The 25,845-nt window shown below is 60.8% G+C and carries 22 protein-coding genes, 1 tRNA gene and 1 pseudogene; 12 read left to right on the forward strand and 12 right to left on the reverse strand.

The window, feature by feature from the left end; genetic code table 11:
* Positions 1-161 precede the first annotated feature (161 nt).
* Positions 162-317 (reverse strand): annotated as a pseudogene (locus tag ACX0MV_RS12370) (6-pyruvoyl trahydropterin synthase family protein); the annotation flags it as partial.
* 158 nt (positions 318-475) lie between these two features.
* Between ACX0MV_RS12370 and ACX0MV_RS12375 the strand changes: the two are divergent.
* The 3 genes from ACX0MV_RS12375 to ACX0MV_RS12385 are packed head-to-tail and all read left to right on the forward strand — an operon-like array spanning position 476 to position 4,044.
* Complete coding sequence (locus tag ACX0MV_RS12375; RefSeq protein ID WP_458982818.1) at positions 476-1,135, forward strand: paraquat-inducible protein A; 660 nt, start codon at positions 476-478, stop codon at positions 1,133-1,135.
* Positions 1,122-1,748 (forward strand): paraquat-inducible protein A, encoded by a 627-nt coding sequence (locus tag ACX0MV_RS12380; RefSeq protein ID WP_458982819.1) that lies wholly within the window; start codon positions 1,122-1,124, stop codon positions 1,746-1,748. Before ACX0MV_RS12375 ends, ACX0MV_RS12380 begins: the two co-directional genes overlap by 14 nt.
* On the forward strand, positions 1,741-4,044 hold the full coding sequence (locus ACX0MV_RS12385) for a PqiB family protein (protein WP_458982820.1): 2,304 nt from the start codon (positions 1,741-1,743) through the stop codon (positions 4,042-4,044). The genes ACX0MV_RS12380 and ACX0MV_RS12385 overlap by 8 nt, the downstream gene beginning before the upstream one ends.
* Positions 4,045-4,093: 49 nt before the next feature.
* Here ACX0MV_RS12385 and mksF read toward each other — a convergent pair whose 3' ends face one another.
* The 3 genes from mksF to mksB form a co-directional block, all read right to left on the reverse strand.
* Positions 4,094-6,928, reverse strand: a complete 2,835-nt coding sequence (gene mksF / locus ACX0MV_RS12390; RefSeq protein ID WP_458982821.1) for an Mks condensin complex protein MksF — start codon at positions 6,926-6,928, stop codon at positions 4,094-4,096.
* Entirely contained in the window at positions 6,925-7,620 is a 696-nt protein-coding gene (mksE, locus tag ACX0MV_RS12395) for an Mks condensin complex protein MksE (protein WP_458982822.1), read from the reverse strand. The genes mksF and mksE overlap by 4 nt, the downstream gene beginning before the upstream one ends.
* A 101-nt stretch (positions 7,621-7,721) precedes the next feature.
* Positions 7,722-8,960 carry an Mks condensin complex protein MksB gene (gene mksB, locus ACX0MV_RS12400; protein WP_458982823.1) on the reverse strand — a complete coding sequence of 413 codons (1,239 nt, stop codon included), beginning with the start codon at positions 8,958-8,960 and terminating at the stop codon, positions 7,722-7,724.
* Between the two features lie 247 nt (positions 8,961-9,207).
* On the opposite strand from mksB, the gene ACX0MV_RS12405 reads away from it, so the two are divergent.
* The 4 genes from ACX0MV_RS12405 to rimI all read left to right on the forward strand — a co-directional run bounded on the left by ACX0MV_RS12405 (position 9,208) and on the right by rimI (position 12,857).
* A complete protein-coding gene (locus ACX0MV_RS12405; protein ID WP_458982824.1) occupies positions 9,208-9,816 on the forward strand; it encodes a hypothetical protein in 609 nt (202 codons plus the stop codon).
* Between the two features lie 171 nt (positions 9,817-9,987).
* On the forward strand, positions 9,988-11,535 hold the full coding sequence (locus ACX0MV_RS12410) for a 2-isopropylmalate synthase (RefSeq protein WP_458982825.1): 1,548 nt from the start codon (positions 9,988-9,990) through the stop codon (positions 11,533-11,535).
* Complete coding sequence (locus ACX0MV_RS12415) at positions 11,532-12,335, forward strand: energy transducer TonB (protein ID WP_458982826.1); 804 nt, start codon at positions 11,532-11,534, stop codon at positions 12,333-12,335. Before ACX0MV_RS12410 ends, ACX0MV_RS12415 begins: the two co-directional genes overlap by 4 nt.
* A 69-nt stretch (positions 12,336-12,404) precedes the next feature.
* A complete protein-coding gene (gene rimI / locus ACX0MV_RS12420) occupies positions 12,405-12,857 on the forward strand; it encodes a ribosomal protein S18-alanine N-acetyltransferase (RefSeq protein ID WP_458982827.1) in 453 nt (150 codons plus the stop codon).
* A 22-nt stretch (positions 12,858-12,879) separates the two neighbouring features.
* On the opposite strand, the gene ACX0MV_RS12425 is transcribed toward rimI, so the two are convergent.
* On the reverse strand, positions 12,880-13,410 hold the full coding sequence (locus ACX0MV_RS12425) for a phosphotransferase system, HPr-related protein (RefSeq protein WP_458982828.1): 531 nt from the start codon (positions 13,408-13,410) through the stop codon (positions 12,880-12,882).
* Positions 13,411-13,686: 276 nt separating this feature from the next.
* Here ACX0MV_RS12425 and otsB point away from each other — a divergent pair, with 276 nt between their 5' ends.
* The 4 genes from otsB to ACX0MV_RS12445 all read left to right on the forward strand — a co-directional run bounded on the left by otsB (position 13,687) and on the right by ACX0MV_RS12445 (position 17,511).
* Positions 13,687-14,469 carry a trehalose-phosphatase gene (gene otsB / locus ACX0MV_RS12430; RefSeq protein ID WP_458982829.1) on the forward strand — a complete coding sequence of 261 codons (783 nt, stop codon included), beginning with the start codon at positions 13,687-13,689 and terminating at the stop codon, positions 14,467-14,469.
* Positions 14,466-15,872 carry an alpha,alpha-trehalose-phosphate synthase (UDP-forming) gene (otsA, locus tag ACX0MV_RS12435; protein WP_458982830.1) on the forward strand — a complete coding sequence of 469 codons (1,407 nt, stop codon included), beginning with the start codon at positions 14,466-14,468 and terminating at the stop codon, positions 15,870-15,872. The genes otsB and otsA overlap by 4 nt, the downstream gene beginning before the upstream one ends.
* A gap of 83 nt (positions 15,873-15,955) precedes the next feature.
* Positions 15,956-16,600, forward strand: a complete 645-nt coding sequence (gene can / locus ACX0MV_RS12440) for a carbonate dehydratase (protein ID WP_458982831.1) — start codon at positions 15,956-15,958, stop codon at positions 16,598-16,600.
* A gap of 2 nt (positions 16,601-16,602) precedes the next feature.
* Positions 16,603-17,511: a DMT family transporter gene (locus ACX0MV_RS12445; RefSeq protein ID WP_458982832.1), complete on the forward strand. Its 909-nt coding sequence runs from the start codon at positions 16,603-16,605 to the stop codon at positions 17,509-17,511.
* 38 nt (positions 17,512-17,549) lie between these two features.
* Here the strand turns inward: ACX0MV_RS12445 and ACX0MV_RS12450 are convergent, their stop codons facing one another.
* From ACX0MV_RS12450 to ACX0MV_RS12465, 4 genes are all read right to left on the reverse strand, one after another.
* Positions 17,550-17,780 (reverse strand): hypothetical protein, encoded by a 231-nt coding sequence (locus ACX0MV_RS12450; RefSeq protein WP_458982833.1) that lies wholly within the window; start codon positions 17,778-17,780, stop codon positions 17,550-17,552.
* A 146-nt stretch (positions 17,781-17,926) separates the two neighbouring features.
* Positions 17,927-19,312 carry a choice-of-anchor Q domain-containing protein gene (locus ACX0MV_RS12455; RefSeq protein WP_458982834.1) on the reverse strand — a complete coding sequence of 462 codons (1,386 nt, stop codon included), beginning with the start codon at positions 19,310-19,312 and terminating at the stop codon, positions 17,927-17,929.
* Between the two features lie 399 nt (positions 19,313-19,711).
* A complete protein-coding gene (locus ACX0MV_RS12460; RefSeq protein WP_458982835.1) occupies positions 19,712-21,094 on the reverse strand; it encodes a choice-of-anchor Q domain-containing protein in 1,383 nt (460 codons plus the stop codon).
* Between the two features lie 826 nt (positions 21,095-21,920).
* Positions 21,921-21,997, reverse strand: a tRNA-Met gene (locus tag ACX0MV_RS12465).
* A 284-nt stretch (positions 21,998-22,281) separates the two neighbouring features.
* Between ACX0MV_RS12465 and ACX0MV_RS12470 the strand changes: the two genes are divergently transcribed.
* Complete coding sequence (locus ACX0MV_RS12470; protein ID WP_458982836.1) at positions 22,282-23,298, forward strand: UV damage endonuclease UvsE; 1,017 nt, start codon at positions 22,282-22,284, stop codon at positions 23,296-23,298.
* Between the two features lie 47 nt (positions 23,299-23,345).
* On the opposite strand, the gene ychF is transcribed toward ACX0MV_RS12470, so the two are convergent.
* From ychF to ACX0MV_RS12485, 3 genes are read right to left on the reverse strand one after another with little or no spacing between them, the layout of a single operon-like run.
* Positions 23,346-24,446, reverse strand: a complete 1,101-nt coding sequence (ychF, locus tag ACX0MV_RS12475; protein WP_458982837.1) for a redox-regulated ATPase YchF — start codon at positions 24,444-24,446, stop codon at positions 23,346-23,348.
* 32 nt (positions 24,447-24,478) lie between these two features.
* Complete coding sequence (gene pth / locus ACX0MV_RS12480) at positions 24,479-25,069, reverse strand: aminoacyl-tRNA hydrolase (RefSeq protein ID WP_458982838.1); 591 nt, start codon at positions 25,067-25,069, stop codon at positions 24,479-24,481.
* Positions 25,070-25,119: 50 nt separating this feature from the next.
* A complete protein-coding gene (locus ACX0MV_RS12485; protein ID WP_458982839.1) occupies positions 25,120-25,731 on the reverse strand; it encodes a 50S ribosomal protein L25/general stress protein Ctc in 612 nt (203 codons plus the stop codon).
* Positions 25,732-25,845: the final 114 nt, after the last annotated feature.

Consider the following 25,845-nt stretch of genomic DNA (forward strand, 5'->3'; position numbering starts at 1 on the left):
AGGTCATCGTCAAGCTTCTAACACCAAACCCCCCATCTGCTTACGCAGATGGGGGGTTTGTCTTTGGGCTGCGAAAAAATGCCGCAATAGATTCGACTACACTTAGCTATTTCCGAGGCGTTAAAAAGCCACCCTTGGGTGGCTATTGTTTTGCTGTGCCATCAGTCGCCGCGGTATTCGCATCCACTGGTGCATGTCTCATGTATTCGGATGCGTGAAAGCTCTGGGAGCAGAGGCTTGAGCTCCTGCCATATCCACTTTGCAAGCACCTCACTGGTCGGGTTTTCCAGGCCGGGAATGTCGTTCAGATAGTTGTTTCCAAATACCGATTTTCGGAATGCGCAGCTCAGTTGAGGACTTAGGTTATCCGTTGTCTCAAGCGAGATGGCCGTAGGGTGGGGTTTGACAGCAAAGCGCGTATCCCCTTCCCTAGCAGCGCCAACGCTCGTTTAGAATGAGCGCCCATGAGGCCTGTATGAATAATTCTCCCAGCTCTAAAGAGCTACTCGAGCTTCCGCTTGAAAAGCTGATTGCCTGTCATGAATGCGACCTGTTGATGCTCAAGCCGGAGCTGGCCGACGGTGAAACCGCTGAATGTCCGCGTTGCGGTTTTGAGCTGTATACCAATCGGCATCAGGTTGTACGTCGCAGCATGGCGCTAGTGATTGCAGCATTACTGTTGTACGTACCTGCAAATTTCTACCCGATCATGCGGCTCAATCTCCTTGGGCAAGCCAGCGTGGATACGCTTTGGAGCGCTGTGGTGGGGCTTTACAACAACGGCATGGAAGGCGTTGCTGTGGTGGTGTTTCTCTGCAGCATGGCCGTACCTCTGCTCAAGTTGCTTTGTCAGTTTGCGGTGCTATTGAGCATCCACTTCAATATCGGTCGCAGTTATGGCCTGCTGCTCTATCGGATTTACCACCATATGCGCGACTGGGGCATGCTTGAGGTCTATCTGATGGGCATACTCGTCGCGCTGGTCAAGTTGGCAGATATGGCGGATGTGACCCTGGGCATGGGCCTGATGTGTTTCATCGCCTTACTGCTCGTTCAGATTTGGCTGGAAGTCACCATGTCCCCGCATCAGATCTGGGAAGCGTTATCGCAGGAGCAGCCACATGCGGGCAATTGATGCGGGCTTGCTGCTCTGCCATGAATGTCATCAGCTCAACCCTCTGCAAGCCGGTGCTAAAAAGCAGTTTTGCTCTCGTTGTGGCGGTTTGCTGCATGCACGGCGACCCAACAGCCTGGTGCATACCTGGGCGTTATTGCTGACCGCTGCAATTCTATATATCCCCGCGAATGTTCTACCGATCATGACGGTCAGCTCGCTGGGCTCGTCGGCGCAGGCAGATACCATCATGTCCGGTGTCATCGAGTTGCTGAGCTACGGCATGTACCCCATCGCGGCGGTGGTCTTTGTCGCCAGTATCGTGGTGCCTACCTTCAAGCTGCTTGGTATCGGCTTTTTACTGTATTCGGTGCAGCGTCATCAGGTGATGTCGAGGCGTCAGCGGGTGTTGATGTATCGCTTTATCGAGTGGATAGGGCGTTGGTCGATGCTGGATATATTCGTCATTGCAATCCTGGTCGCGGTCGTTAAGTTTGGCAGCTTGGCCAGCGTCGAACCGGGATTGGGCGCGGCGGCCTTTGCCAGCGTGGTGATTCTGACCATGTTGGCAGCACTAACCTTTGACCCTCGTTTGATCTGGGACGACACGGAGCTGGATGACCACCATGAATGATTTGCCGATGGCTAAAACCCGTCCTGCTTCCAACTGGTCCGCAATCTGGGTACTGCCCCTGATCGCGTTGCTGATTGGCGGCTGGCTTGGTTGGCGGGCTTACAGCATGGCCGGCATCGAGATTCAGGTGATCTTTCCAAGTGGCGAGGGGATCCAGGCGGGTAAAACCGAAGTGGTCTACAAAGGCATGTCGGTCGGCAAGGTCACGGCTCTGACCCTCGACCATCAGGCCGAAGATGCCCGCGTGATCGCCACTATCGAGATGAACCAAGAGGCCGAACCGCAGCTGCGCGCAGGCACTCGCTTCTGGGTGGTCAAACCTAGCGTGACGCTGGCCGGTGTAAGTGGCCTGGAGACGTTGATGTCTGGCAACTACATCAGCATGAGCCCGGGAAGCGGCGAGCCCGCGTTGCAGTTTCAGGCGCTGCGCGAGCCGCCTCCCATGTCGGACACGCAGCCGGGCCTGCATCTGGTGTTGAAGGCGGAGCGGCTGGGCTCGCTTAATCGTGACAGCCCGGTGTTTTACAAGCAGGTTCAGGTCGGGCGGGTAAAGAGTTACGAACTGGCCGCTGATCAAGGCATGATCGAGGTCAAGGTCTATATCGAACCGGCGTTTGCCAGCCTGGTACGCAAACACACACGGTTCTGGAATGCCAGCGGCATCAGCATCGACGCCGATCTGTCGGGACTCAAGATACGCAGCGAATCCCTTTCCAGCATCGTGGCAGGCGGCATCGCGTTTGCCACGCCGGAGCACCGCAAGGACAGCCCGCCAACCGATCCGAGTCTGCCATTCCGCCTCTACGAGGATTTCGATTCCGCTCAGGCTGGCATCAAGGTAATGGTCAAGATGACCGACTTCGATGGTCTTCAGGCCGGACGTACACCGGTGCTCTACAACGGGATACAGGCCGGTACCTTGAAGGCGCTCAAGGTCAATGACGACCTGGCCAGTGCCACAGCGGAGCTGACGCTCGACCCGCGTGCCGAGGACTATCTGGTGGAAGGCACGGAGTTCTGGGTAGTCAAGCCGTCGATTTCCCTGGTGGGCATCACCGGGCTCGATGCGCTGGTGAAGGGTAACTATATCGCCGTGCGCCCAGGCGAAAGTGGCGCCGCGCCCAAGCGCGAATTCGAAGCGAGGCGCAGGGCTCCGCCACTGAATCTGGATTCGCCTGGTCTGCATCTAGTGTTGTTCAGCGCCAGCCGCGGATCGCTGGAGGTGGGCAGCCCGGTGTTGTACCGCCAGATGCCGGTGGGCTCGGTGCAGAGTGTGCAGTTATCCCGTACTAACCGGCAGGTCGTATTCGGTGTGCACATCGAGCCCGAGTACGCCAATCTGGTCAACGGCAGCTCCCGTTTCTGGAATGCCAGTGGCATCACGCTTAAGGGTGGCCTTTCCGGCGTCGAGGTGAAGAGCGAGTCGCTGCAGACCCTTCTGGCCGGCGGAATCGCGTTTGAAACCCCAGACCTTGATGCAGGCAAAGCCACCAAGAAGGTTCAGCGCTTCAGCCTGCACGACAGCCAGGAAAAGGCCCTGCAGAAAGGCCAGGTCGTCACCATCAAAGTTGCCAGCGGGGAAGGGCTGAGCCCAGGTACGGCGATCCGCTATAAGGGCCTCGACGTCGGCAAAATAGAATCCATCGAGCTGACCGACGACCTTCAGGCGGTGATTCTGCACGCGCACATTTCCCAGGCGACCAAGCAGATTGCCCGGGTGGGTACGCAATTCTGGGTGGTTCGGCCCGAGGTCAGCCTCACCCGAGCGGCCAATCTGGAAACCCTGGTCACTGGTCAGTACCTCGAGGTGCTACCGGCCAATAAACCGGGCGCGGAGCAAACCAGCTTTACCGCCAGCGAAGCTCCGCGGTCTGCCAATGTTCGCGAGCAGGGCTTGCGCTTGGTGCTAAGCGCAGCGCGGCGCGGGTCGATCAAGCCGGGCGTGGCGGTCAGTTATCGGGAGATCCCGGTGGGCAAGGTCACCGACTTCGAACTTGGCCCCACCTCGGATCGCGTGCTGATCCATATTCTGATCGAACCGCGTTATGCGCCTTTGGTGCGCAGCGGCAGTCGTTTCTGGAATGCCAGTGGCATTGGCGTGGACGCCGGTCTGTTCAGCGGCGTCAAAGTACGCACCGAGTCCCTGGAGGCATTGATCGAGGGCGGGATTGCCTTCGCTTCGCCGAACAACCCGGAAATGGGCGGCCCGGCCCAGCCAGGGCAGACCTTCGCGTTGCATGATGAAGTCAGGCCGGAGTGGCTGAGCTGGGCGCCGAAGATCGCGCTGGAGCAGTAAACAATAAGGGCCGCATGAGCGGCCCTTAGCATTTCAGGCGGTTACCAAATTAAGCCGGCTCGGTAGTTGCAGTTGCCATTTCGGTTTTGCTCTTGGCGCTTTCGCGGCGCTGGATGTACTTCCAATCCGCCTCGTCGATGTAGATGCCATTTGGCCCGCTGCCGCCTTCCAGGTCGATGGCCACATGGGCCGAGACCTGCGGTTTGACTGACGCCAGGATCGGCACGAAGCCGAGCTGCAGGCTGGTTTCGATCAGCGCCTGCTGGTTCTTCTCGTCGATATCCGCCGCTTCGTCCAGGTAGTACGGCAAGCGCACGCGACCGGCCTGGTCACGGTCCATCAGGTGCAGCAACAGGTACATGTTGGTCAGCGCCTTGATGGTCATGGTGGTGCCGTTTGACGCGGCGCCATCGATGTCGGTGTGGATCACCGGCTGACCGTGCACCTTGGTGATTTCGAAGGCCAGTTCGAACAGATCCTTCAACCCCAGCTGGTTATGGTTGGCGGCGACCAGACGTGCCAGATACTCCTTGGCTTCCTCATTCTTGCTGTCCTGATCCGCGCTCTGTTGCAGGTCGAATACCGAGAGGGTTTCGCCTTCCTCGTATTGGCCGGCGCTGTGGATGATCTGGTCGATATGCTTGAGCGCGTCCTTGTTCGGCGCCAGCACGATGCGGAAGCTTTCCAGGTTGGACACCTGGCGCTTGTTGATCTCGCGGTTGAACAGCGCCAGTTGGTGTTCCAGGTTGTCGTAGTCGCTGCGGATATTGCGCAAGGTGCGCGCGATATCGGTAACGGCTGCGCGACGCGCCTTGGCCAGGGTGATGGCCTCATCCTGGCGGTGGGCATAGGCGTTGACCAGCAGGTGCAGGCGGCGTTCGACGTCATCCTCGCTGTCGAACTTGGCCACGCCTTTCAGGCGCACCTGGGCATACAGCGCGTCGATCTGTCCGTCGATGCGCTGCAGCCCCTGCCAGGCATCTTGGTAATCGTTGAGTAGCGGCAGCAGGTTATCTAGCGAGTCGTCCACCGGATCGGTAAACGGCGTGCCGAAAGGCAGGTCGGCCGGCAGCAATTGTCGGCGACGCAGGGCGTCTTCCAGGGTGCGTTGCTTGGCTTCCAGATCGGCGAGCTGGCGGCCGACCAATTGCAGCTTGGCGGACAGTTGCTGCACGCGCTCGGTAAAGGCATCCGAGGCGCGTTTGAGTTCGTCCTGGGCGGCTTCCAGTTGCGCCAGCTGTTCCAGTTTGCTGTCCTCTTCCACCGCCAGGGTCTGGCTGCGGCGGTAATCTTCCAGGGCTTTTTGCGCGTCCAGTACGGCCTGGTACAACTGCTCGGCCTGGGCCTTGCTCGCAGCGCGGTCGACGGCCACCGCTTGCTGGGTTTTCAGCTGTTTGTACTCGCGGTCGAGACGATCTTTCTGGTCGCGCAAGGCGGCGCGATCGGCCAGCGCTTGCAGCGCCGGTGGCTCGATATGCGAGAGGTCGATGGTCAGGCCGGGTACTTCGAAGTGCTCGCCTTTAAAACCGTCGAGGATGGTTTCGAGGGATTTGACCCAGGCGTCGCCGTCGGCCACCTGAATGCCTTTCTCACCGAGCGGCAGGCTGAACAGCTGGCCGTTGAACAGGCGCATCAGGCGGTCGACATCGGCCTGGGAGAATTCTTCGCGCAGGCGCGAATAACTGTTGTTGTCGGCGTGATCGAGTTGCTGTTTCACCGATTTGAGGCGCTTTTCCAGGTCGCGCAGACGCTCGTCGAGGTCCTCGCTGGAGAATTGCCGCGACTGCGCCAACGCGCCGGCTAATTCGTCGTGGGCATCCTTGGCAGCCAGCAGTTGCGCTTCCAGCACCTGCACATCGTCGATAAGGGCGAAACGGTTCTTCAGCACGGCCAGCTCGCCGAGCCAGCGTTGGATTTCGCTGATCTCGCGTTCCATGCGCATCAGCTCGGCGGTGCCGCCACGTTGCTCGTGTTGCAGGCCATCCTGCTCGGCCTGGTAATGCTCGGCCTGGATCACCAGCTCTTCGCGACGTGCGCCGGCGTAGTCCTGCCAGGTGCCGAGCAGTGAATCGAGCAGTGGCGAGAGGCGATGCAGCTTGCCGCGCAGTTGTTCGCGTTGGGCCACGCCCGCGGCAAGCGCCTCGATCAGCGGGCCGGCGGTAACCAGCGCCTGATAGTCACTCTCCATCCGCCTAACATCGCGAAACGCCTCTTCGGTGGCGGCGATGTAGTCGACGCTGCCCGAACGCAGGCTGTGCTCGAAGGCATCGAGGAACAGCTGCTTGAGCTTGGCCGCAGTAATCTCCCTCATATGCAGCAGGTTGATAAAGAGCGCGCGGAAGGTCTTCAGGCTTTGCTCGCTGGTGGAGCGCAGCGGAATAAGGGTGAGATCCAGCGGGATCGAGGTGTGCCCGCCGACCAGCAGGCGCCGCAGCTCTTCCGGCTTCAATTCATAGGCCTTGATGCCGTCGCGTTCCAGTGCGTTGAACAACTCGCGCTGACGCAGGCAGGTGCCGTCTTTCTGATAGTGAGCCAGGTCCAGTTCACCCTGGTAGGCGAAGAACTGGTGACCGAAGCCGCCGCCTGGACCGCGCCCGGCTACGCCGATCACATGGGGGCCGTGGGGCAGGGCGACTTCGACGAGGATGTAGCTGGTGTCGGTGGCGAAGTAGAACTTGCGCGACTGTTCCAGGCTGTACTTGCCGAAGCTCATGTCTGACATGCGCGCCAGAATCGGGAACTGCAGGGCATTGATCGAGGCAGATTTGCCCAGGTTGTTAGCGCCGTACACCGACAGCGGGTTTTCCAGGGGAAACAGGCCGAGGCTGTAGCCGGCGGTGTTGAGCAGGGCGAAGCGGCGGATGCCATAGCGTTCCTGGGTCATGCGTCTTGCTCCTGTGTGGCGCGTTCTTCGGCCATGGCGCGGGCCAGTGCGGCCGCCTCTGAAAGCTCCGGATCATCGTCGGCGAGGCTGATGATGTCCTCTTCGTGCTCGTCGTCGAGCAGCACCGGTGTCGGCAGCGGCAGGGCGCTGTGCAGGGTGGCGGCGAGGTCGCGGTCCTGTTGCACGCTGAGGCACACATCGAGAAAGCGGTGCATGGGCGCGAGGAAGCGATAGATGCCGTTGTCCTCGCCCGCAAAACCGAGCTGGGTCAGCCGGCGCATAACCTTTTCCTCCAGCTCGTCCTGAGTGGTGACTTCGGCCTGGAGGAACAGGTCGCGGTACTTGTCGAGCAGCGCCGGCAGTTCGTCGCGGCCGAGGCTGCCACCGTCAAGCACGGCCAGCGGGTCGCGGCCCTGGTCGGCGAGGTGCTCGACCAGGATAAAGGTGAACAGCGCCAGACGCTGGGCGGTCTTGTTGACCTGCGCGCCCATCTGTTCCGGGACAAAGTAGTAGAAGCCGCGGCTGTCGCACACCAGTTCATAGCCAAGCGCCCTGAACAGTTCGCGATACTGATCCTGCTGATTGGACAATTGAGCGTACAGCTCCGGATCGCGGCGGCTGACGTGGTAGCCCTTGAACAGCTCGCGAAAGATCGGGGCCAGTTGGGTAAGTTCTTTTAGGTCGATGTGCATGGGTGATCCATTCTGCGGGTGCAGCGCGTTATGCGTAGGGTGCGCCATGCGCACCATGAATTCGGTTGCGGTGCGCGCAGCCTAGTCGGCTCCGCGCACCACTATGTAGTGGCCCGGAGCAAGGTGAACGAACTCAGGTTGACCTGATGTTCGGCAGTCAAATAGTCGCGGCGCTCCAGGCGTTCGCGCTGGAAGCGTGCATCGCGCGACAGGCGCGAGAACCAGTAGAGCAGCTCGTCAGTGGCGCCCTCGGGTTCCTGCTCCAGCAGCCAGACCATCAGGTCCGGCAACGGCAGCGCCTGTTCGCAGCGTTCGAGCATTTCCCGCGCGGTACGGGGCGCGCGTGGCGCTTCGCCTTTGCGCGTGCCACTGGCCTTGGGGAACTGTGCCGGCTTAGGTTCGAAGCGGGCGAGCGCATACACGTAAGCCTCGACCTGCGAAGCGGTGCCGAGAAAGGTGCTTTGTGGCCGGCTAAATAGCGGCAGCGACGCTTGTGGCACGGCGTCCAGCCCCTTACGGCGAATCGCCGCCAGGGCCAGCGCCGCACCACGGGTCACCGCGTTGTGCCGGCGCGCTTCCTCGCGCAGCGGTAACAGCAGCTCGCGGGCGCGGCGCAGGGTCAGCTGGGCGGTGGTTTGCATTTCCAGGATGCGCGCATGGGTGCGCAGCAGCAGGTCGTCGTCGACCAGTTGGCCGAGGCGTTGCTGCTCGCCAAGCAGACGCAGCAGCACGTGCTCGACGCGGTACACGCCTTGCTCGAAGGCGCCGTCGGCGGCGACCAACTGGATCATCGGTTCAACGTATTCGTCCCAGGTCGCCAGCACCTCGGCGTAACGCTGACGCAGCGGAATCTGCCGGTCGCTGGTCTTGGCCCGCTCGGCCACGGCGACCAGGGCCTGCTCGTCGTTGGCCAGCTTCTTCAATACATCGCGCACGCGCATGTCGAGCAAACGCAGCTGGCGCGCCAGGTCGGCGGCGTCGCGTACTTCGAAGGCATCCTTGATATAGCCGGCCAGGCGTTCGAGATGACGCAGGTACGCCTCGATCTCCAGGCACAAACCCAGGCGGTGTTCGCGGCGCAGGTAGGCGAGAAAGTCGTGGATCTGCGCATTCAGCTCGAAGCGGTTCGGGCTCTTGGCCACCGGCACCAGGATGTCGAGGCGGATCCACTGGTCGAGCAGGGCGGTAACGTCCACCGGGGTGCTGTCCGGCAGCTGCGCGGCGAGCTGTTTACGCAGTTCGACCAGGCTCAGGGTGCCGGCATCGAAGCGCTCACAGAGCGGTTCAAGCAACGTCCAGTGTTCGGCGAGGGCGCGCAGTACGCGCTTGGGGTCGATCATTGCGGGAAAGGTCGCTCAAGCGTGGAAAAGCGGCGATTGTACTGCATCGCCGGGCAATCGACTGAGCCCGAGCTGATCGGAGGCGTGGCGGTCGAGGTGACGCATTTGGGCAGTTTCAGCCTACTGCTGCGGGCCTCAAGCGCACTGGCGCGCCACTTTGCGGCTTTTTCAGGCGGGTTGCCGCTGGCACGCTTTCTGCGATGAGCCTGTAACGATGAGTTGTTAAACACCCGCTGGAATCCATGCCATGCCTTCCGCTTCTGCCGCCTACGCCGATGCCCGCTGGGACGAACTGCAAAACCAGCGTGATCTCGCCTGGGACCTGGACGCGATCACTAACCGCAGGGAGGCGATCGCGTTTCTGCAACGCTTTGAAAACCGTTTGTGCATCTATTCCGGCTACGTGGAAAAGCTCTACAGCAACTACAGTTTCGTGGTGCCGCAGAGCGACCGCGGCGACATCACCATCCTGCCGGACGAGCAGGCCTGGCACGATACCTTCAACGATATCCCGGTCGACGCGGTCGAGGCGACCGGTGTGCACATCCTTCCTGGCGAAACCATGGGCTACGCCGGGCTCTACCTGAAGATACCCAGCGAAAATCGCCTGGTGGCGTCCAGGGAAATGCCGTTCCAGGACGGTCTGCGCTACCTGATTCAGCGCTATAAGGCACGCAACGAGCACTTTCTACCGGTGCTGGTCAAAGGCGACCTGCGCGAGTACGAAGCGCGCATGCCGTCGCTGCATCTGCACCGCATCAATACCGCTCGGCTGGGGCATTGCTCGCAGTTGAGCATCAACGCCATCAAGGCGGCGATCGCCGACCATTTGCTCTGCCTGTTTCGCCAGCCTTGAGCGAATCGTCCGTCGCTGGCGCGGCGGCGCCTATCAGCCGATTGCCGCAGTTGTCAGCGTTGGCCTTTCCGGCAGGCGCGTTTACGGCGACAATTCCCTTCTAACGTGCGCCGACAAGGCCACGGTCAGTGTGTGCCCGAGCGCTACCGCGCCGCACCTTGAGGAGCCGCCATGAGCAGCAACGATCGCGTCATCATTTTCGATACCACCCTGCGCGACGGCGAGCAGAGCCCTGGCGCGTCCATGACCGGCGAAGAGAAGCTGCGCATCGCCAAAGCGCTGGAGCGGCTGCGGGTCGATGTGATCGAAGCGGGCTTCGCCATCGCCAGCCCAGGTGACTTCGCCGCGGTCAAGGCGATTGCCGACAGCATCAAGGACAGCACCGTGTGCAGCCTCTCGCGGGCGCTGGATGCCGATATCGACCGCGCTGCCGAGGCGCTGAAAGGCGCCAACTCCGGGCGTATTCACACCTTCATTGCCACCAGCCCGATCCATATGCAGCACAAGCTGCGCATGCAGCCGGATCAAGTGGTCGAGCAGGCCGTGCATGCGGTCAAGCGCGCGCGCAACCTCTGCGCTGACGTCGAGTTCTCCTGCGAGGACGCCGGCCGTTCGGAGATCGACTTCCTCTGCCGCATCATTGAAGCGGCCATCGACGCCGGGGCGCGCACCATCAACATTCCCGATACCGTCGGCTATGCGATTCCGCACCAGTACGCCGACACCATCCGCCAGCTGCTCAATCGCGTGCCCAACGCCGACAAGGCGGTGTTCTCCGTGCATTGCCATAACGACCTGGGCCTGGCCGTAGCCAACTCCCTGGCCGCGGTGGTCGCCGGTGCGCGCCAGGTCGAATGCACCATCAACGGCCTCGGCGAGCGCGCCGGTAACGCCGCGCTGGAAGAGATCGTCATGGCGATCAAGACCCGCGAAGACCTGCTCGGCGTGCACACCCGCATCGACACCCCGCATATCCTCAGCACCTCGCGCATGGTTTCCGGCATCACCGGTTTTCCGGTGCAGCCGAACAAGGCCATCGTCGGCGCCAATGCCTTTGCCCATGAATCCGGCATTCACCAGGACGGTGTGCTCAAGCACCGCGAAACCTACGAGATCATGTCCGCGCAGTCGGTTGGCTGGCACACCAACAAGCTCTCGCTGGGCAAGCTGTCCGGACGCAATGCCTTCCGTTCGCGCCTCGATGAGCTAGGCATCCAGCTGGCGGGGGAAAGCGAGCTGAACGCGGCCTTCGCCCGCTTCAAGGACCTGGCCGACAAAAAACACGAGATTTTCGACGAGGACCTGCAGGCACTGGTCTCCGACACCCTGGCGGAAAAAGCCCCGGAGCACTTCAAGCTGGTGACCCTGGATGTCGCAAGCAAAACTGGTGAAGTGCCCGAGGCAAAGATCGTGGTCAGCGTCGCTGGCGCGGAATGCCGGGGCAATGCCCAGGGCTCAGGCCCGGTGGATGCCACCTTCAAGGCCATCGAGGCAATCGCCAATTCCGAGTCCAGCCTGCAGCTGTATTCGGTCAACGCGATCACCCAGGGCACTGACTCCCAGGGCGAAGTCACGGTTCGCCTGGAGAAGGGTGGGCGTATTGTCAACGGCAATGGCGCTGATACCGACATTCTGATGGCCTCGGCGAAGGCTTATATCAATGCCTTGAACCTGATGCAGGCCGGGCAGAAAGCCCATCCGCAGGTAGCTGACGTTTGATTGCCGAGCTGCGCCGCCGTGCTTACCTGAGCGCCATGCAGGTGGCCACCTGGTTGCCGCGGGTGGAGCTGCCGTTCGCCGCGCCGTCGCGGCCGGAAGTGTTGCTGCCGTGTGATGAGCCTGAACCGCAACCGGTGGAGGGCGCGCTGGAGTCTGTTGCCGAAGCTGCACCGGCTGATGAGACACCTCGGCAGCCGCCTGCTCAGCTCGAGCCGCGGGCAAAGGTTGAGGTGCCGCGCCCCACGCTGGTTGCCCGTACGAGCAAGGCCGATACGGCTGAGCCTGCGGACGAAGCAGAGGCGAAGGTGGTGGCAGTCGCACCACCACGCTTCGCCTTGCAATTGCTCCGTGCCGGCGCCTGCGCGGTGCTGGTCGAGCTGCCCACCGGCGAGCCCCTGCAAGGGCGGGATCCGGCTTACCTGTTGCTCAAGGACCTGCTGCGCGCCGCTGGCTTGCCGGACAGCCCGCAACTGATCGGCGAGCCGGTGCGCTGGCCGTTGTTGGTTCGCGGGCAGATGGACCAGGGGCCGGACGCGGCGTTGGAGTTTCTGCAGAGTTTCGTCAGCGCGCGCCTGGAAGAGCAGGAACCGTGCGCCTGCCTCTGGCTGGTGGGGCTCAGCGCCATTCGTTATGTCGGCGAAGGCGGTGCCGACACCTACAACCGCGAGCTGCAGATTGAAGGGCTGGGTGCTGCCTGGGCATTACCGGGCCTGGAACTGCTGATGGAGGAACCGCAGCGCAAGCGCGAATTGTGGCAGGCCATGCAGCGGGTACGTCAGCGCTGGATGATCGAGTCCTGACGGCTCCGCCAAACTCCGGGCTTTCGTTGGCCCTGCTTACCTTCTCAACGGTTTTTCGAGTCAAGTTCAATGAGTGATGCCATCAGCTTTCGCCCCATGACCGAGGCGGACATCGACGCGGTGCTGAAGATCGAATATGCCGCGTTCAGCCATCCCTGGACCCGCGGCATTTTCACCGACAGCCTGAAATCCTATAACTGCTGGGTGATGTTCGAGGGCGAGCAACAGGTTGGACACGGCGTGATCAATGTGATCATCGACGAAGCACACCTGCTGAATATCACCGTCAAGGCGGAAAGCCAGGGCCGCGGCCTGGGTTTGAAACTGCTCGATCACCTGATGCTGCAGGCCCGCGCCCAAGGCGCCAATGACTGTTTCCTCGAAGTGCGCGCCAGTAATCAGGGAGCCTACCGTCTGTACGAGCGGTACGGCTTCAACGAAGTTGGCCGCCGACGCGATTACTATCCCGCAGTCGGTGGGCGTGAGGATGCGCTGGTGATGGTTTGTCCGCTGTTCGACTAGCGCTCGCAGTGGCGCAAACTGCTCAGCTGCGGTCAGCGGATGAATTGAGCAGCGCGTCGCCATCCAGCGCGGCGCCATCCAGTTCATCGTCGTTCAGGCCAATGCTGTCGTCGTCACGCAAGGTTTCGACCGCGCCCTCGGCGCCCAATGAGTCCTCGGGACCGTCCCAGGGTTTGCCATCCAGGGGGCGGGCACGTCCGAGTTCTGCTTCGTCGAGGCCGGTGCCGGCGCCGATATCCTGACCATTCACTACCGTCAGCTCGCGGTCCATGGGGCCATCGTCGCTGTCGTAGGACTGGCCGTCCTCATCGATCAAGGTCTCGGGGCTGAGGTCGTCGAAATTGACCCCGTCTTCATGACTGCCCTGAGACAGGGCTTCGCCGCCGCTCATCCCGGCGATACGCTCGCGTTCCGGCGATAGCTGGGTTTCACCTGGTCGGCCGCTGTGGATGCCGGCCTCGTCATCGCCGAAGTCCAGGGGCTGTACATCGCCCATTCGATCTTCCACGTCGTCGATTTCCCGGGGTACGTAGTTCTTGCGTGAAGTGCTCATTGGATAACTCCTGCGTTCGCTGGTACTGGCTGTGACTGACGCCCTGCGGGAAAGATTCAGTCGGCGCGACAGCCGTAGCAAACCGGCGAACTAGAGCCGTTGCGATTGATTTGGAAAGGGCGGGCTGGGTCTCGCGACCGGCCGGCGCAGGCAAAGGGCGTGGGTGAGCCGCCACACTTGATCGCCCAGCCTTGCCTCCAAGAAAGCGGTTAGCGGCATCTAAATGACGCGCAGAAAAAGGAGGAACGTGCACGCACCATCATGAGTCATAGCTGCATGAACGATAATTTTCCAAGCCATCGGCTGGACGTTAGCCGTTGTGCTTTTTTCTTCGATTTCGATGGCACCTTGGCCGACATTCAGCCGCGCCCGGAGCTGGTTTTCATCTCGGGCCCCCTACATGCGTCCCTCGAAAAGCTCGCGGCTCTCTGCCCGGTTGCGGTGATTTCCGGGCGACCGCTGGTGCAGCTCGACGAGTTTCTCCGCCCCCTCCATCTACCCTGCGCTGGCGTGCACGGTGTCGAGCGCAGAACGGCGCAAGGCGACGTGCAGCAGCTGCCGCTCGATCATGCATTGCTGCAGCGCATCGAGCAGGAGTTGCGTGCAGCCTGCGCGCCTTATCCCGACCTGTTGTTGGAAAGCAAAGGCGTTGCGTTCGCGCTGCACTACCGCCAGGCCCCGCAGCTGGAGGAGGTAGCCAAGTCGTTGGCAGCGGATTTTGCCGCGCGCTATGCACAGGTCCTGGCGGTGCAGCCGGGCAAGTGCGTATTCGAACTCAAGCCCAAGGGCGCCAACAAAGGCGACGTCATCCGCCGCTTTATGGACGAGCCGCCATTTGCCGGGCGCATCCCGGTATTTCTTGGCGATGACCTGACCGACGAAGCGGGCTTTGCGGCGGTCAATCAGCTCGACGGGTTATCGATCAAGGTTGGGGAGGGCGCCAGCGGCGCGCATAAGCATCTGGATTCGGTTGGCGCAGTTAGCGCCTGGCTCGCAGCGCTGCTTGCGGCGCAAAGCCCCGATCCGGACTACGAAAAAGACAATGGAGACAGTCAATGAGCCGTTTAGTGGTGGTATCCAACCGAGTTGCACCGATCAAGGAAGGCAAGGTCGCAGCGGGCGGCCTTGCTGTCGGCGTGTATGACGCGTTGCGCAGTTCCGGCGGGATTTGGTTCGGTTGGAATGGCGAGGTGACTGCCACGCCGACCCTCAGCAGCGAAACCCACGGCAACATCACTTACGCGACACTGGGCCTGACCCGTCGCGATTACGACAATTACTACCGCGGTTTCTCCAATGCCACGCTGTGGCCGATTTTCCATTACCGCATTGACTTGTCGCGCTATCGCCGCGAGGAATACGAGGGCTATCGACAGGTCAATCACATGCTCGCCGAGCAGTTGCAACCGCTGCTGCGCCCAGACGATGTGATCTGGGTGCACGATTACCACCTGATTCCGTTCGCCGACGAATGCCGTCGCCTGGGCATTCGCAACCGCATCGGTTTTTTCCTGCATATTCCGTTTCCAGCGCCGGAAATCCTTACGGCCATACCGCCACACAACGAGCTGTTCAAGACGCTGTGTTCCTATGATCTGGTCGGTTTCCAGACCGAAGTGGATCGCCAGGCCTTCGAGGATTACATCACCCGCGAAGTGCGCGGGCTGGTCGGTGCCGATGGCAGCATGACCGCGTACGGGCACAACTTCCGCGCCAAGGTCTATCCGATCGGCGTGATGCCCGACGAGATTCAGCAAACCGCCGCCAGCTATAAGGGCCGGCGCAATCTGATCGGCCGCAAGGCGTCGGGCGAGCCCTGCCAGACCATCATCAGCGTTGATCGTCTGGATTATTCAAAAGGTTTGGTTGAGCGCTTTAATGCCTATGAGGAGCTGCTCAACCGCTTCCCCGAACACCGCCGCAACGTACAGTTCGTGCAGATAGCGCCAACCTCGCGCTCGGACGTGAAAACCTACCAGAACATCCGGCAGCAACTGGAAACCCAGGCCGGCCATATCAACGGCCGTTATGCCGAGCTGGACTGGATGCCCTTGCATTATCTGAATCGCAGCCATGAGCGGCGCATCCTGATGGGGTTGTTTCGCAATGCCTGCATTGGCCTGGTCACGCCGCTGCGTGACGGCATGAACCTGGTCGCCAAGGAATACGTGGCCGCGCAGAACCCGGACAACCCCGGCGTGCTGGTGCTGTCGCGATTTGCAGGCGCGGCCCGCGAGTTGAATGGTGCACTGATCGTCAATCCCTATGACACCGCGGGCATGGCCGAGGCGCTGGACCGCGCCCTGCGCATGCCGCTGAACGAGCGCAAAGAGCGCTACGAAAGCATGATGCTGCCGATTCGCAGCGCCGACTTGGCCTCGTGGCGGGATAATTTCCTGCAGGATTTGCGCGGCCCGAACACGCGCACCGTGCGCGCTGAAAAGATCATTCGGGTGGTATGAAAACGTGACTCGTCCGCCGCTGGCTCTTGTCAAAGCGCTGCCCGCTTCATAAGGTGCGGCATCAAACAGGAACGGAGCCAAGCATGAGCGATTTGAAGCAGCTGTTTGACAACAACGAACGCTGGGCGGCCTCGATACTTGAGGAAGACCCGGAGTTCTTCGCCAAGTTGGCCCGCCAGCAAGTCCCGGAATACCTGTGGATCGGCTGTTCGGATGCCCGAGTACCGGCCAACGAAATCGTCGGCCTGCTGCCAGGCGACCTATTCGTTCACCGCAACGTGGCCAACGTGGTGCTGCATACCGACCTCAATTGCCTGTCGGTCATTCAGTACGCGGTCGACGTACTCAAGGTCAAACACATTTTGGTCACCGGCCACTACGGCTGTGGCGGCGTGCGTGCATCCATGCGCGACGGCCAGCTCGGGTTGATCGATGGCTGGCTGCGCAGCATTCGCGATCTCTACTACGAACACCGCGAGCCCCTGGCACTGCTGCAGAGTGAGGAGGAGCGCGTGGATCGCTTGTGCGAGCTGAATGTGATTCAGCAAGTGGCGAATGTCAGCCACACCACCATCGTGCAGAACGCCTGGCATCGCGGCCAGCCGCTGTCGGTGCATGGCTGCATCTACGGCATTAAGGATGGCCGCTGGAAGAACCTCAACGTCACCGTCAGCGGCATGGACCAACTGCCTCCACAATATCGCCTGCGTCCCATCGATCAGAACTAAGCATGGGCTATTCGCGCTCCCTTGCCATGCTGGGGCTGCTGGTCGCGGTGTTGTGCTGGTCCGGCAATGCCCTGGTCGCGCGAGCGGTAGCCGGTGAGATTCCGCCGTTCGCCCTGGCGTTCTGGCGCTGGAGCCTGGCGCTGACGCTATTGTTGCCTTTCGTGCTGCAACCCTTGTGGCACCATCGGGCCGCATTACGCCACGCGGGCTGGCGTCTGCTGGTGCTCGGCGCGCTGGGCATCGCCGGCTATAACTCGATGCTTTACAGCGCGGCGCAGACCACTGCGGCGATCAACATCTCGTTGGTCAATACTTGCCTGCCGCTGATGACGTTTATCGGCGCTGGCCTGCTCCTGGGCGAATGGCCACAGCGGCGTGCCTGGTGGGGGATGGCGCTGGCGGCGCTGGGCTTGCTGGTGCTGATCAGTCAGGGACGGTGGGCGACCCTGGCCAGTCTGTCGTTCAACCGCGGCGATCTGATCATGTTGCTGGCCGTGGCTGATTGGGCGCTGTATTCGCTGCTGCTCAGACGCTGGGCGGTGTTCTTGCAGCCGATCCCGCCGCTGGCGTTGCTGGGTGTGTTGATGCTGGCGGGAATTCCGCTGATTTTGCCGTTCTACCTGTACGAACTGGCACAGGGCGCGCGTTTCGCCATCAACTCGGCCACGCTTGGCGCCATTGGTTACACGGCGGTGTTTGCGTCCCTGGTTGCTTATCTGGCCTGGAATCACGGCGTCAAAGTGGTGGGCGCGGCCAAGGCGGCGCTGAGCAATTACCTGATGCCAGTATTTACCGCGGTTCTCGGCTGGGCACTGCTGGGCGAGGGCTTGCAGCTATTCCACTGGCTAGGCGGCAGCCTGATCTTTGCCGGTCTGCTGCTCGGCAGTCAGCTGGCGCGACGCAGCGCCTAGGCAGGGAAGCAGGCGCGCCGATTAGCGCGCCTGAAAGGCTACACCGCAGGCTTTTCCGGCTCCTTGCGCGCAGGCTCGAACATATCCGGTTCAATCTCCGAGCCCGGGTCTTCATTGCCTGGATCGTTTATCGGGTCCGGTTCTGGCTCCAGGTCCGGGGTTGGTTCTGCCGGGCGTTGCTGATGCATAATCATGGTCAGGCTCTCTTCGCTGGGGTTTATAGGCGCTTTATGTTTGGAGGCGCGCAGCGGGAGTACGTTCCAGGCCATTGCCGTTTGAACCCTTGAACGTATCGCCAACCGCGAGCGGATCGCTCAGCTGTCTTTACCCACATACGGTTCGCGCGCGGCACCTCCCAACCCAAAAGATCCGCGCAAGACCACTGGCGCCGGAGGCTGCGACGCGTGCTAGCGGCTCAAGGCTGCTTCTCGTAAGCACCCAGATCGCAACCGACAACGCCATCGCCTGTTCCATCAATTGGACGTGGCTGGCGCCGCTGGTCATGACCGCTGCACGAGCCGAGCCCGGCATCCAGCGCAGCACTGGCGTCGGGCAGCGCGTAGGTCTTGGTAAAGCCGCCGTTGTCAGCCAGCGGGCTGAGCAGGTGGCTGAATACCCGTTCCTGGGTTTCGTGGCCGTCTGCATAGCAGGTACTTGTGGGCGAGGTGGTCAGGAGGCCGATGGCACGGTAACGCGCATTGGAGCCTGGGCCTGAGGTGCGGCAATCGAATGGCTGGTCTATGTCATAGGGGTCGTAATTGGCGACGATCAGGCTATTGCGGATCAGCACATCGCCATTATTGACCAAGCCGGCGCCGGCAGACTCGGCAATGGTGACGTTGATCAGCGTGGCGCTTGGTAGCGGTTCGCTGGGGTATTCCTCGAAGCCGTTGTACAGCGCGCCGGAGTTTCGGCTCAGGGTGCTGTTGCTCAATTTCAGTACGCCTGCGCGGGTATTGAAGATGGCGCCGCCGCCCCCCATCTCCGAGTGCTGGTTACGGGCGAACAGGCTGCGGGCGATGTCCGCAGAACCGCGGTTATAGATGGCGCCGCCGTGGCCGCGGTCGCCCTGGTCGTCGGCACGGTTGGCTTCGAACAGGCTGTCGCGGACCAGCAGGTCACCGCTATTGAAGATGGCACCGCCGCGGCCCAGGTTGTTGTTGTAATAAAGCCCGCCCGCCCAGCCCGAGGTGAATCTCGAGGCGTAGATCTGCGCCGTCCCCTGGTTGGCGACTGCGCCGCCCTGGCCCCAGGCAAAGGCTTCAGCGAGAGGGGGCGGATTGGCGATGGAGTGGGGCGTCATGCTCTGGTTGTCGTGCAGCGACACCTGGCGCAGCAACAATGCGCCGTGATTTTCCACCGCGCCGCCATTACCCGCCGAGCGACCGCCTTCCAGGCTCAGGCGCAGCAGGCTCAGGCGGGCCTGTGGCAGCACTTCGAACAGCCGGCTGCCGGCTTGAGCGACGATCCGCGTGCGCTGTTCGCCGCGTCCTTGCAGGGTCAATTCGGCGCTGACGTCGAAATCGCCATCAAGGTTGCCATCCTCGTCGCCGGGATAGCCGTTGCCATCCGGCACGCTTGGCCGGGTGAGGACGTAGGTTCCGCTGGCCAGCTGGATGTGCTGCGGCCCTGATGCGAGATTGGCGGCTGCTATCGCATCGCGCAGGGAGCAGTGGCTATCACAGATGCCATCGAATTCATCGGCCGTGGTGTTGACATGCAGCGAAGCGCTGGCATAGGCGGCTGGCGCTGTCAGCACGCCAACGATGGTCACGATAAGGCTGGGTTTAGTCAGGTTCATCGGTATCACTCCTTGTGGGTTATACGACACGGCAGGATGGGTAAAGCGAAGCGCACGGTTCGCGCCAAGGGAGGCGGCGCCGCTGCAATCGATGGTGTGGGCGGGGCGGTGGGGAGCTTGAGGGCGCAGTCGTGCCGGCATACGCAGACAGCGCAGCCGTTACTGGCCACAGACAAGGCGACGTGCATTCATGGCGAATGCACCGGGTGGAGAAAGTGATCGCACTATCCATCCTGGATACCTGCAGGTTGAGCATCAGGTGCGGATACGGCCTCGCTTCCGCTGCGGGAAAACTTTTCAACAGGTGAATCGACAGGCTTGAGCGCTCTGCCTCGATGGTTCAGGTAGGCCAGGCAGAGCCTCGCGACGTGCTCAGCCTTCGCCTGGCCAACTACAGGGTTAAGGTGCCCCTAGCTCGTAGGCACCCAGATCGCAGCCTGTCGTTCCATCTGCGGTCCTATCCACCACACGCAGGTGGCGGCGTTGATCATGCCCGCTGCAGGCGCCCACGCCCGCATCCAGAGCCATGCTGCCTGGCCGCAATGCATAGCTGTGGTTGAAGCCGCCGTTGTCGGCCAGCGGTTCGATCAGGTGGGTAAATACGCGGGCTGGCTGTTCATACAGATCCGCCTCGCATGTGCTCTCGGGGGAGGTCGTCAGCAGGCCGAATGCGCGAAACCGCGAACCGCTGCTGCCCGTGGCGCAGTCGTAGGGAAACTCCAGTTCGAACGGGTCGTAGTTGGCAACGAACAGGCTATTGCGTACCAGCACATCGCCGGTGTTGCTCAACCCCGGGCCAACCGACTCGGCGATGGTGACGTTGTTCAACTTGGCCACCGCGGTGATCTTCGCGGGAAACTCCTCGTAGCCGTTGTAAACCGCATTGATGTTGCTTTTCAGCGTGCTGTTGCTGACCTTGAGCACACCCTGCTCGGTGTTGAAGAGAGCGCCTCCGCTACCCAGCTCGCCATGCAGGTTGCGGGTGAACAGGGTGCGTGCAATATCGGCGGTGCCGCGGTTATAGATCGCGCCGCCATGGCCGCGCTCGCCCTGTTCATCAGCGCGATTCCAGTCGAAATGGCTGTCGCGTACCAGCAGGTCGCCCAGGTTGAAAATGGCGCCGCCGCGGGCGAGGTTGTTGTTCCAGTCCAGGGTCTGCGCGCGGTTGTCATTGAACACTGAGGCATGCACCAGCAGCTTGCCGTAGTTGGCGATTGCGCCACCTTGGCCCCAGGCGAATCCCTCCTCGGCGGGCGGTGGGTTGCCGTCCGAGTGGGGTGTCATGGCCAGGTTGTCGGTAAGCAGCACTTCACGCAGTAGCGCCTCGCCGTGATTTTCCAGCGCACCGCCGGTGCCTGCGGAACGACCGCCTTCAAGGCTCAGACGCAACAGCGACAGGTTGGCGCCAGCAAGCACTTCAAATAACCGGCTGCCTGACTCGGCAACGATACGGGTGTGCTGATTGCCTCTGCCCTGAATGGTCAGCTGGCCGCGCACGTCGAAATCGCCGTCGAGGTTGCTGTCTTCATCCCCAGGGAAGCCATTGGTATCCGGCACGCTTGGTCGAGTAAGCCGAATCACGCCCTTGGGCAACAAAATGTGCTGAGCAGTCGGCGCGCGGTTGGCGGTTTCTATCGCATCGCGCAGGGAGCAGTGAGCATCGCAGAGGCCATCGAACTCATCGGCGGTCACATTGACCTGCAAGGGCTCGATGGCAAAGGCGCTGGTAACCGTGAGCATTGTCATAAGGGCCGCCAGGCGGCCGGTGATAAGGGGTTTCATAAAGACCTCATGCAAGCAGTTAAGGGTGGCAATGACGGCCAGGCAGGACGGCGTCAGCCCCGGTTGCCAGTCGAAGTGGCAACTCGTTACCCGAAAACACTGCTGGGTGGTGGGTGATATGAACGCGGGCGTTAAGTCGAGTCTTCGTCCTGAGGGTGCCTGTATGGGCAACCTGGACCGTCACGATGGGAATGCGGTAGTCCGCGAAAGCCGAGAAAATTGGACGAGCCGTGCCGCCGGCGGGGGGCAAAAAATTGAGCAAGGATGCGAAACGCAACACCCGTGGGCAAGCGTCGAGCGAACGCCGCGCCCATCTGTGTTCGTCACGCAGTATGCGAAGGACATGTGCTTCCACCCTGGACACCTTCCTAGTCAGCAAAGGGCGGACACGACCTCGATTCCGCTGCAATAAACCGCAATGCAGTGGAGTGCCAGGCAGGCGCCTAGTTCAGTCACTTTGTAAACTCACGGACGGAAGGACGGGCAACCTTGCAGGCTTGCGCGGCGGGCCATGCTTTTCAGTGTTAAAGCAGTGAGCCCGCATCCATAGCTGCCAAATAGGCGAATAACGAGGGGGCTGACTGATATCAACCGCGGTGGTTCGCGATGTGGGGTAAGTACTATCAAGAATGCAGGGGCGGTAAAGAAGGATGCTCAGATTGCCGTTATCGATGCATGCGCAAGTTACATACGGCATTTTGATTCAATTGGCGTTCCGGTCACCAATCTTGGGATGCTTGAAATGCCTATGACAACGCTGTAGTTGTTTGGTAGTCACCGGCGCAAACAAAAAAGGGCTTAGCTTTCGCTAAACCCTTGTTTTATATGGTGGCTACGCAGGGACTTGAACCCCGGACCCCAGCATTATGAATGCTATGCTCTAACCAGCTGAGCTACGTAGCCAAGTGGCGCGCATTATTCTCGTGCGGGGGCATGCTGTCAAGCGTGCGCGGGAAAATTGATCGTACTATCAAGCGTCTACAGACAGCTGGCGTGCTCAGCGCGCTCCCAATGCTCAACTTAACCCTCGCTAGCCATTCGAAGCACTAGTTTTTTGAAATATCTCCTCCGAGCATCTCCCAGGCCCTTCGTCGTTTCTGTGGCACCTCGCGTCAAGGGTGGCCACTAATGGTGGAGGCCAGCGGCGCTGGCCTGTCATTCAGCGTTGACGGGGGCTCTTTATCCTTATGCAAAAGATCGGATTCGCCTGCCAGTACCGGCACCCTGTGCGCAGTCTGAAGGTTAAAGAGCTGGAAGATATCGAACTTGCGTTCAATCCTCGCTCGACGACCCTGCGGTGGCTCAACAGTGTCGCACCTACGGTCGCTCGGGATAGGCTGCTGGAGATCATCAGCCATAACCTGGCTGCCCAGCTCCGCCTGCTTGATTACGTAGGTTCGTTACCGAAACCTTTGCATATGTTGCGCTTAAGCAGTGATCTTTTGCCGTTCTATAGCCATCCGGAGGTCGCCGGTTTTTACCGCGAACCTGGGATGCAGGTCTGGCTCGGTGATCGATTAGCGTTGATTGGGGAGAGCGCCAGAACTCAGGGTATCCGCCTATCGCTGCATCCAGGCCAATACTGTGTGCTGGGCTCGGACAAGCCCCAGGTAGTAGAGAACAGCTTGGCTGAGTTCGAGTACCACGCGGACATGATCCGCATGATGGGGTATGGCCGCCGCTTCCAGGATTTCAAATGCAATGTCCATATCGCCGGGCGATTGGGCGGGGAGGGTATTCGCGCGCTCTGGCCACGCCTTTCGCAGGTCGCGCGCAATTGCATTACGTTCGAAAATGAGGAAAAGGTCTATGGCGTGGACGCTTGCCTTGAACTCGCTGACCTGGCGCCAGTGGTATTGGACGTTCATCACTGCTGGATCAACGAAGAGCGTTATATCGATAGTGCCGACCCTCGCATCGAACGCATTCTCGAGAGCTGGCGCGGCGTACGGCCGACCATGCATTACTCGCAGCCGCCGGAAAGCTTGATGGAGGCAGGGTTTTCAGCCAAAGAGCGACTGGAAATGGCCGAGGTGCTCGAACGGGTAAGCAAGCGCGATCTTTATGGCCACAGCAAACGCATGTGGAATCAATGGTGCAATCTATATGCGCGCGAATTTTTGCAGCACTTCGACATCATGTTCGAGGCAAAGGACAAGAATTTGGCTGTGCTTGATTACTATCAGAATTATCTCAAGACTTAGAATTTCAAGAAAAAAAGCCCAGTAGACCGGGCTTATTCAAAGAGCGCTTAGACGTTAAAGCGGAAGTGCATGACGTCGCCGTCTTTGACGATGTACTCCTTGCCTTCCAGGCGCCATTTGCCCGCTTCCTTGGCGCCGGCTTCGCCCTTGTACTGGATGAAGTCGTCGTAGGCGATGACTTCGGCGCGGATAAAGCCTTTTTCGAAGTCGGTGTGGATCACGCCAGCGGCCTGTGGCGCGGTGGCGCCGACGCGGACGGTCCAGGCACGGACTTCTTCGACGCCGGCGGTGAAGTAGGTCTGCAGGTGGAGCATTTCGTAGCCGGCGCGAATGACGCGGTTCAAGCCGGGTTCTTCGAGGCCTAGGGCTTCGAGAAACATGTCTTTTTCTTCACCGTCGTCGAGTTCGGCGATTTCCGCTTCGATCTTGTTGCACACCGGCACCACGATCGCGCCTTCTTCGTCGGCGATGGCGCGCACGACGTCGAGTAGCGGGTTGTTGTCGAAGCCGTCTTCGGCGACGTTGGCGATGTACATCACCGGCTTTGTGGTGAGCAGGTGGAAGCCGCGGATGACCGCTTTCTCATCGGTGCTCATGGTCTTCATCAGGCTGCGTGCCGGTTTGCCTTCGGTGAAGTGGGTGATCAGCTGCTCCAGCAGGCCTTTCTGCACGACGGCGTCCTTGTCGCCGCCCTTGGCGTTGCGGGTGACTTTCTGCAGTTGCTTCTCGCAGCTGTCGAGGTCGGCGAAGATCAATTCCAGGTCAATGATTTCGATGTCACGCTTGGGGTCGACACTGTTGGAGACATGAATCACGTTGTCGTCTTCAAAGCAGCGCACCACATGGGCGATGGCATCGGTTTCGCGGATGTTGGCGAGGAACTTGTTGCCCAGGCCTTCACCTTTCGACGCGCCCGCAACCAGGCCGGCGATATCGACGAATTCCATGGTGGTCGGCAGGATGCGCTTGGGGTTGACGATCGCCGCCAGCGCCGCCAGGCGTGAGTCGGGCATCGGCACGATGCCACTGTTCGGCTCGATGGTGCAGAACGGAAAGTTCTCGGCCGCGATACCGGATTTGGTGAGGGCATTGAACAGGGTTGATTTGCCGACATTGGGCAGGCCGACGATGCCGCAATTGAATCCCATGGTGTGTCCCTCGCGCGAATGGCGGTAAGAAATTAAGAGGTGGCTTTCTGGCTGTGCAGCTTGTGCATCGCTTTGCTCCAGTCACCGGCAAGCATTTCCGGCATCACGCCCAGGGCGAAGTCGATGCTGGCGTCCAGCAGTTCCTGCTCGCTGCGCGGCGCGCGGCCGAGGACGAAGTTGGAGACCAGGCTGCTGTGCCCCGGATGGCCGATGCCAAGCCGTAGGCGATGGAAGTTATTCTGATTGCCGAGCTGGGCGATGATGTCGCGCAGTCCGTTATGCCCGCCGTGCCCGCCACCCTGTTTGAGTTTGGCGACGCCTGGCGGCATGTCGAGTTCGTCGTGGGCCACCAGAATGGCTTCCGGCGCAATGCGGAAGAAATTCGCCAGCGCCGCTACGGCCTGGCCGCTGCGGTTCATGAACGTGGTGGGAATCAACAGGCGAACGTCGCGTCCTTGATGGCTGAACTTGCCCACCAAGCCGAAATATTTGCGATCAACGCTGAGGTTAGCGCGTTGGCTATCCGCCAAGCGCTCAACAAAAAGGGCCCCTGCATTATGCCGGGTCTGGTCGTATTCGGGGCCGGGGTTACCCAGGCCAACGATCAGTTGTACGGCGGTCATACAGGAGCCCTTTCGTGATACTGGCGCGCACTGGGTGCGCAGCCCGCCAATTACTCGGCGGTGCTTTCGCCTTCGCTGTCTTCTACACGAACTCGCGGCATGTGGATGCTGGCAACCGGCAGATCGCTACCGTGGGCCAGGGCAACCAGCTCAACGCCTTTCGGCAGTTTGATGTCGGACAGGTGAACGGTCTGGTCGACTTCAACTTTGGCCATGTCGACTTCGATGAACTCCGGCAGGTCTTTCGGCAGGCAGGAAACGTCGACTTCGTTGGTGCTGTGCAGTACTTCGCCGCCTTTCTTAACGCCAACGGAGGTGCTTTCGTTGATGAAGTGCAGCGGTACGTGAGCGGTCAGCTTCTGGCCAGCGATGACGCGAACGAAGTCAGCGTGCAGTACGAAGCCTTTGGCCGGGTGGCGCTGCAGGGCTTTGATCAGCACGGATTCCTTCTTGCCATCTACGGTCAAGTTCAGAACGTGGCTGAAAGCCGCTTCGTTTTCCAGCAGTTTGGCCAGCTCTTTGGCCAGCAGGCTGATCGATTGTGGAGCTTTTTCGCCACCGTAAATTACGGCAGGAACCATGGCTACGTTACGACGCAGGCGGCGGCTCGCACCTTTCCCCAGGTCGGAACGCACTTCGGCATTCAGGCTAAAATCAGTCATTTCACTTCTCCAAAATAACCAAACCGTCCTTTACGCTTGCGACCAGCGACCGGACGGTTCAGTAAAAAGCCCGTGCTTAAAATGAGCAGGGCGCGTTGCGTTCAGCTTGATGCC

The organism is Pseudomonas cistanchae (assembly GCF_054483635.1).

Excerpts from the sequence above, each read along its gene's own strand:
- ACX0MV_RS12375 (WP_458982818.1), top strand. The coding sequence starts at position 476 with ATGAATAATTCTCCCAGCTCTAAAGAGCTACTCGAGCTTCCGCTTGAA.
- ACX0MV_RS12380 (WP_458982819.1), top strand. The coding sequence starts at position 1,122 with ATGCGGGCAATTGATGCGGGCTTGCTGCTCTGCCATGAATGTCATCAG.
- ACX0MV_RS12385 (WP_458982820.1), top strand. The coding sequence starts at position 1,741 with ATGAATGATTTGCCGATGGCTAAAACCCGTCCTGCTTCCAACTGGTCC.
- mksF (WP_458982821.1), bottom strand. The coding sequence starts at position 6,928 with ATGACCCAGGAACGCTATGGCATCCGCCGCTTCGCCCTGCTCAACACC.
- mksE (WP_458982822.1), bottom strand. The coding sequence starts at position 7,620 with ATGCACATCGACCTAAAAGAACTTACCCAACTGGCCCCGATCTTTCGC.
- mksB (WP_458982823.1), bottom strand. The coding sequence starts at position 8,960 with ATGATCGACCCCAAGCGCGTACTGCGCGCCCTCGCCGAACACTGGACG.
- ACX0MV_RS12405 (WP_458982824.1), top strand. The coding sequence starts at position 9,208 with ATGCCTTCCGCTTCTGCCGCCTACGCCGATGCCCGCTGGGACGAACTG.
- ACX0MV_RS12410 (WP_458982825.1), top strand. The coding sequence starts at position 9,988 with ATGAGCAGCAACGATCGCGTCATCATTTTCGATACCACCCTGCGCGAC.
- rimI (WP_458982827.1), top strand. The coding sequence starts at position 12,405 with ATGAGTGATGCCATCAGCTTTCGCCCCATGACCGAGGCGGACATCGAC.
- ACX0MV_RS12425 (WP_458982828.1), bottom strand. The coding sequence starts at position 13,410 with ATGAGCACTTCACGCAAGAACTACGTACCCCGGGAAATCGACGACGTG.
- otsB (WP_458982829.1), top strand. The coding sequence starts at position 13,687 with ATGAACGATAATTTTCCAAGCCATCGGCTGGACGTTAGCCGTTGTGCT.
- otsA (WP_458982830.1), top strand. The coding sequence starts at position 14,466 with ATGAGCCGTTTAGTGGTGGTATCCAACCGAGTTGCACCGATCAAGGAA.
- can (WP_458982831.1), top strand. The coding sequence starts at position 15,956 with ATGAGCGATTTGAAGCAGCTGTTTGACAACAACGAACGCTGGGCGGCC.
- ACX0MV_RS12445 (WP_458982832.1), top strand. The coding sequence starts at position 16,603 with ATGGGCTATTCGCGCTCCCTTGCCATGCTGGGGCTGCTGGTCGCGGTG.
- ACX0MV_RS12450 (WP_458982833.1), bottom strand. The coding sequence starts at position 17,780 with ATGGCCTGGAACGTACTCCCGCTGCGCGCCTCCAAACATAAAGCGCCT.
- ACX0MV_RS12455 (WP_458982834.1), bottom strand. The coding sequence starts at position 19,312 with ATGAACCTGACTAAACCCAGCCTTATCGTGACCATCGTTGGCGTGCTG.
- ACX0MV_RS12460 (WP_458982835.1), bottom strand. The coding sequence starts at position 21,094 with ATGAAACCCCTTATCACCGGCCGCCTGGCGGCCCTTATGACAATGCTC.
- ACX0MV_RS12470 (WP_458982836.1), top strand. The coding sequence starts at position 22,282 with ATGCAAAAGATCGGATTCGCCTGCCAGTACCGGCACCCTGTGCGCAGT.
- ychF (WP_458982837.1), bottom strand. The coding sequence starts at position 24,446 with ATGGGATTCAATTGCGGCATCGTCGGCCTGCCCAATGTCGGCAAATCA.
- pth (WP_458982838.1), bottom strand. The coding sequence starts at position 25,069 with ATGACCGCCGTACAACTGATCGTTGGCCTGGGTAACCCCGGCCCCGAA.
- ACX0MV_RS12485 (WP_458982839.1), bottom strand. The coding sequence starts at position 25,731 with ATGACTGATTTTAGCCTGAATGCCGAAGTGCGTTCCGACCTGGGGAAA.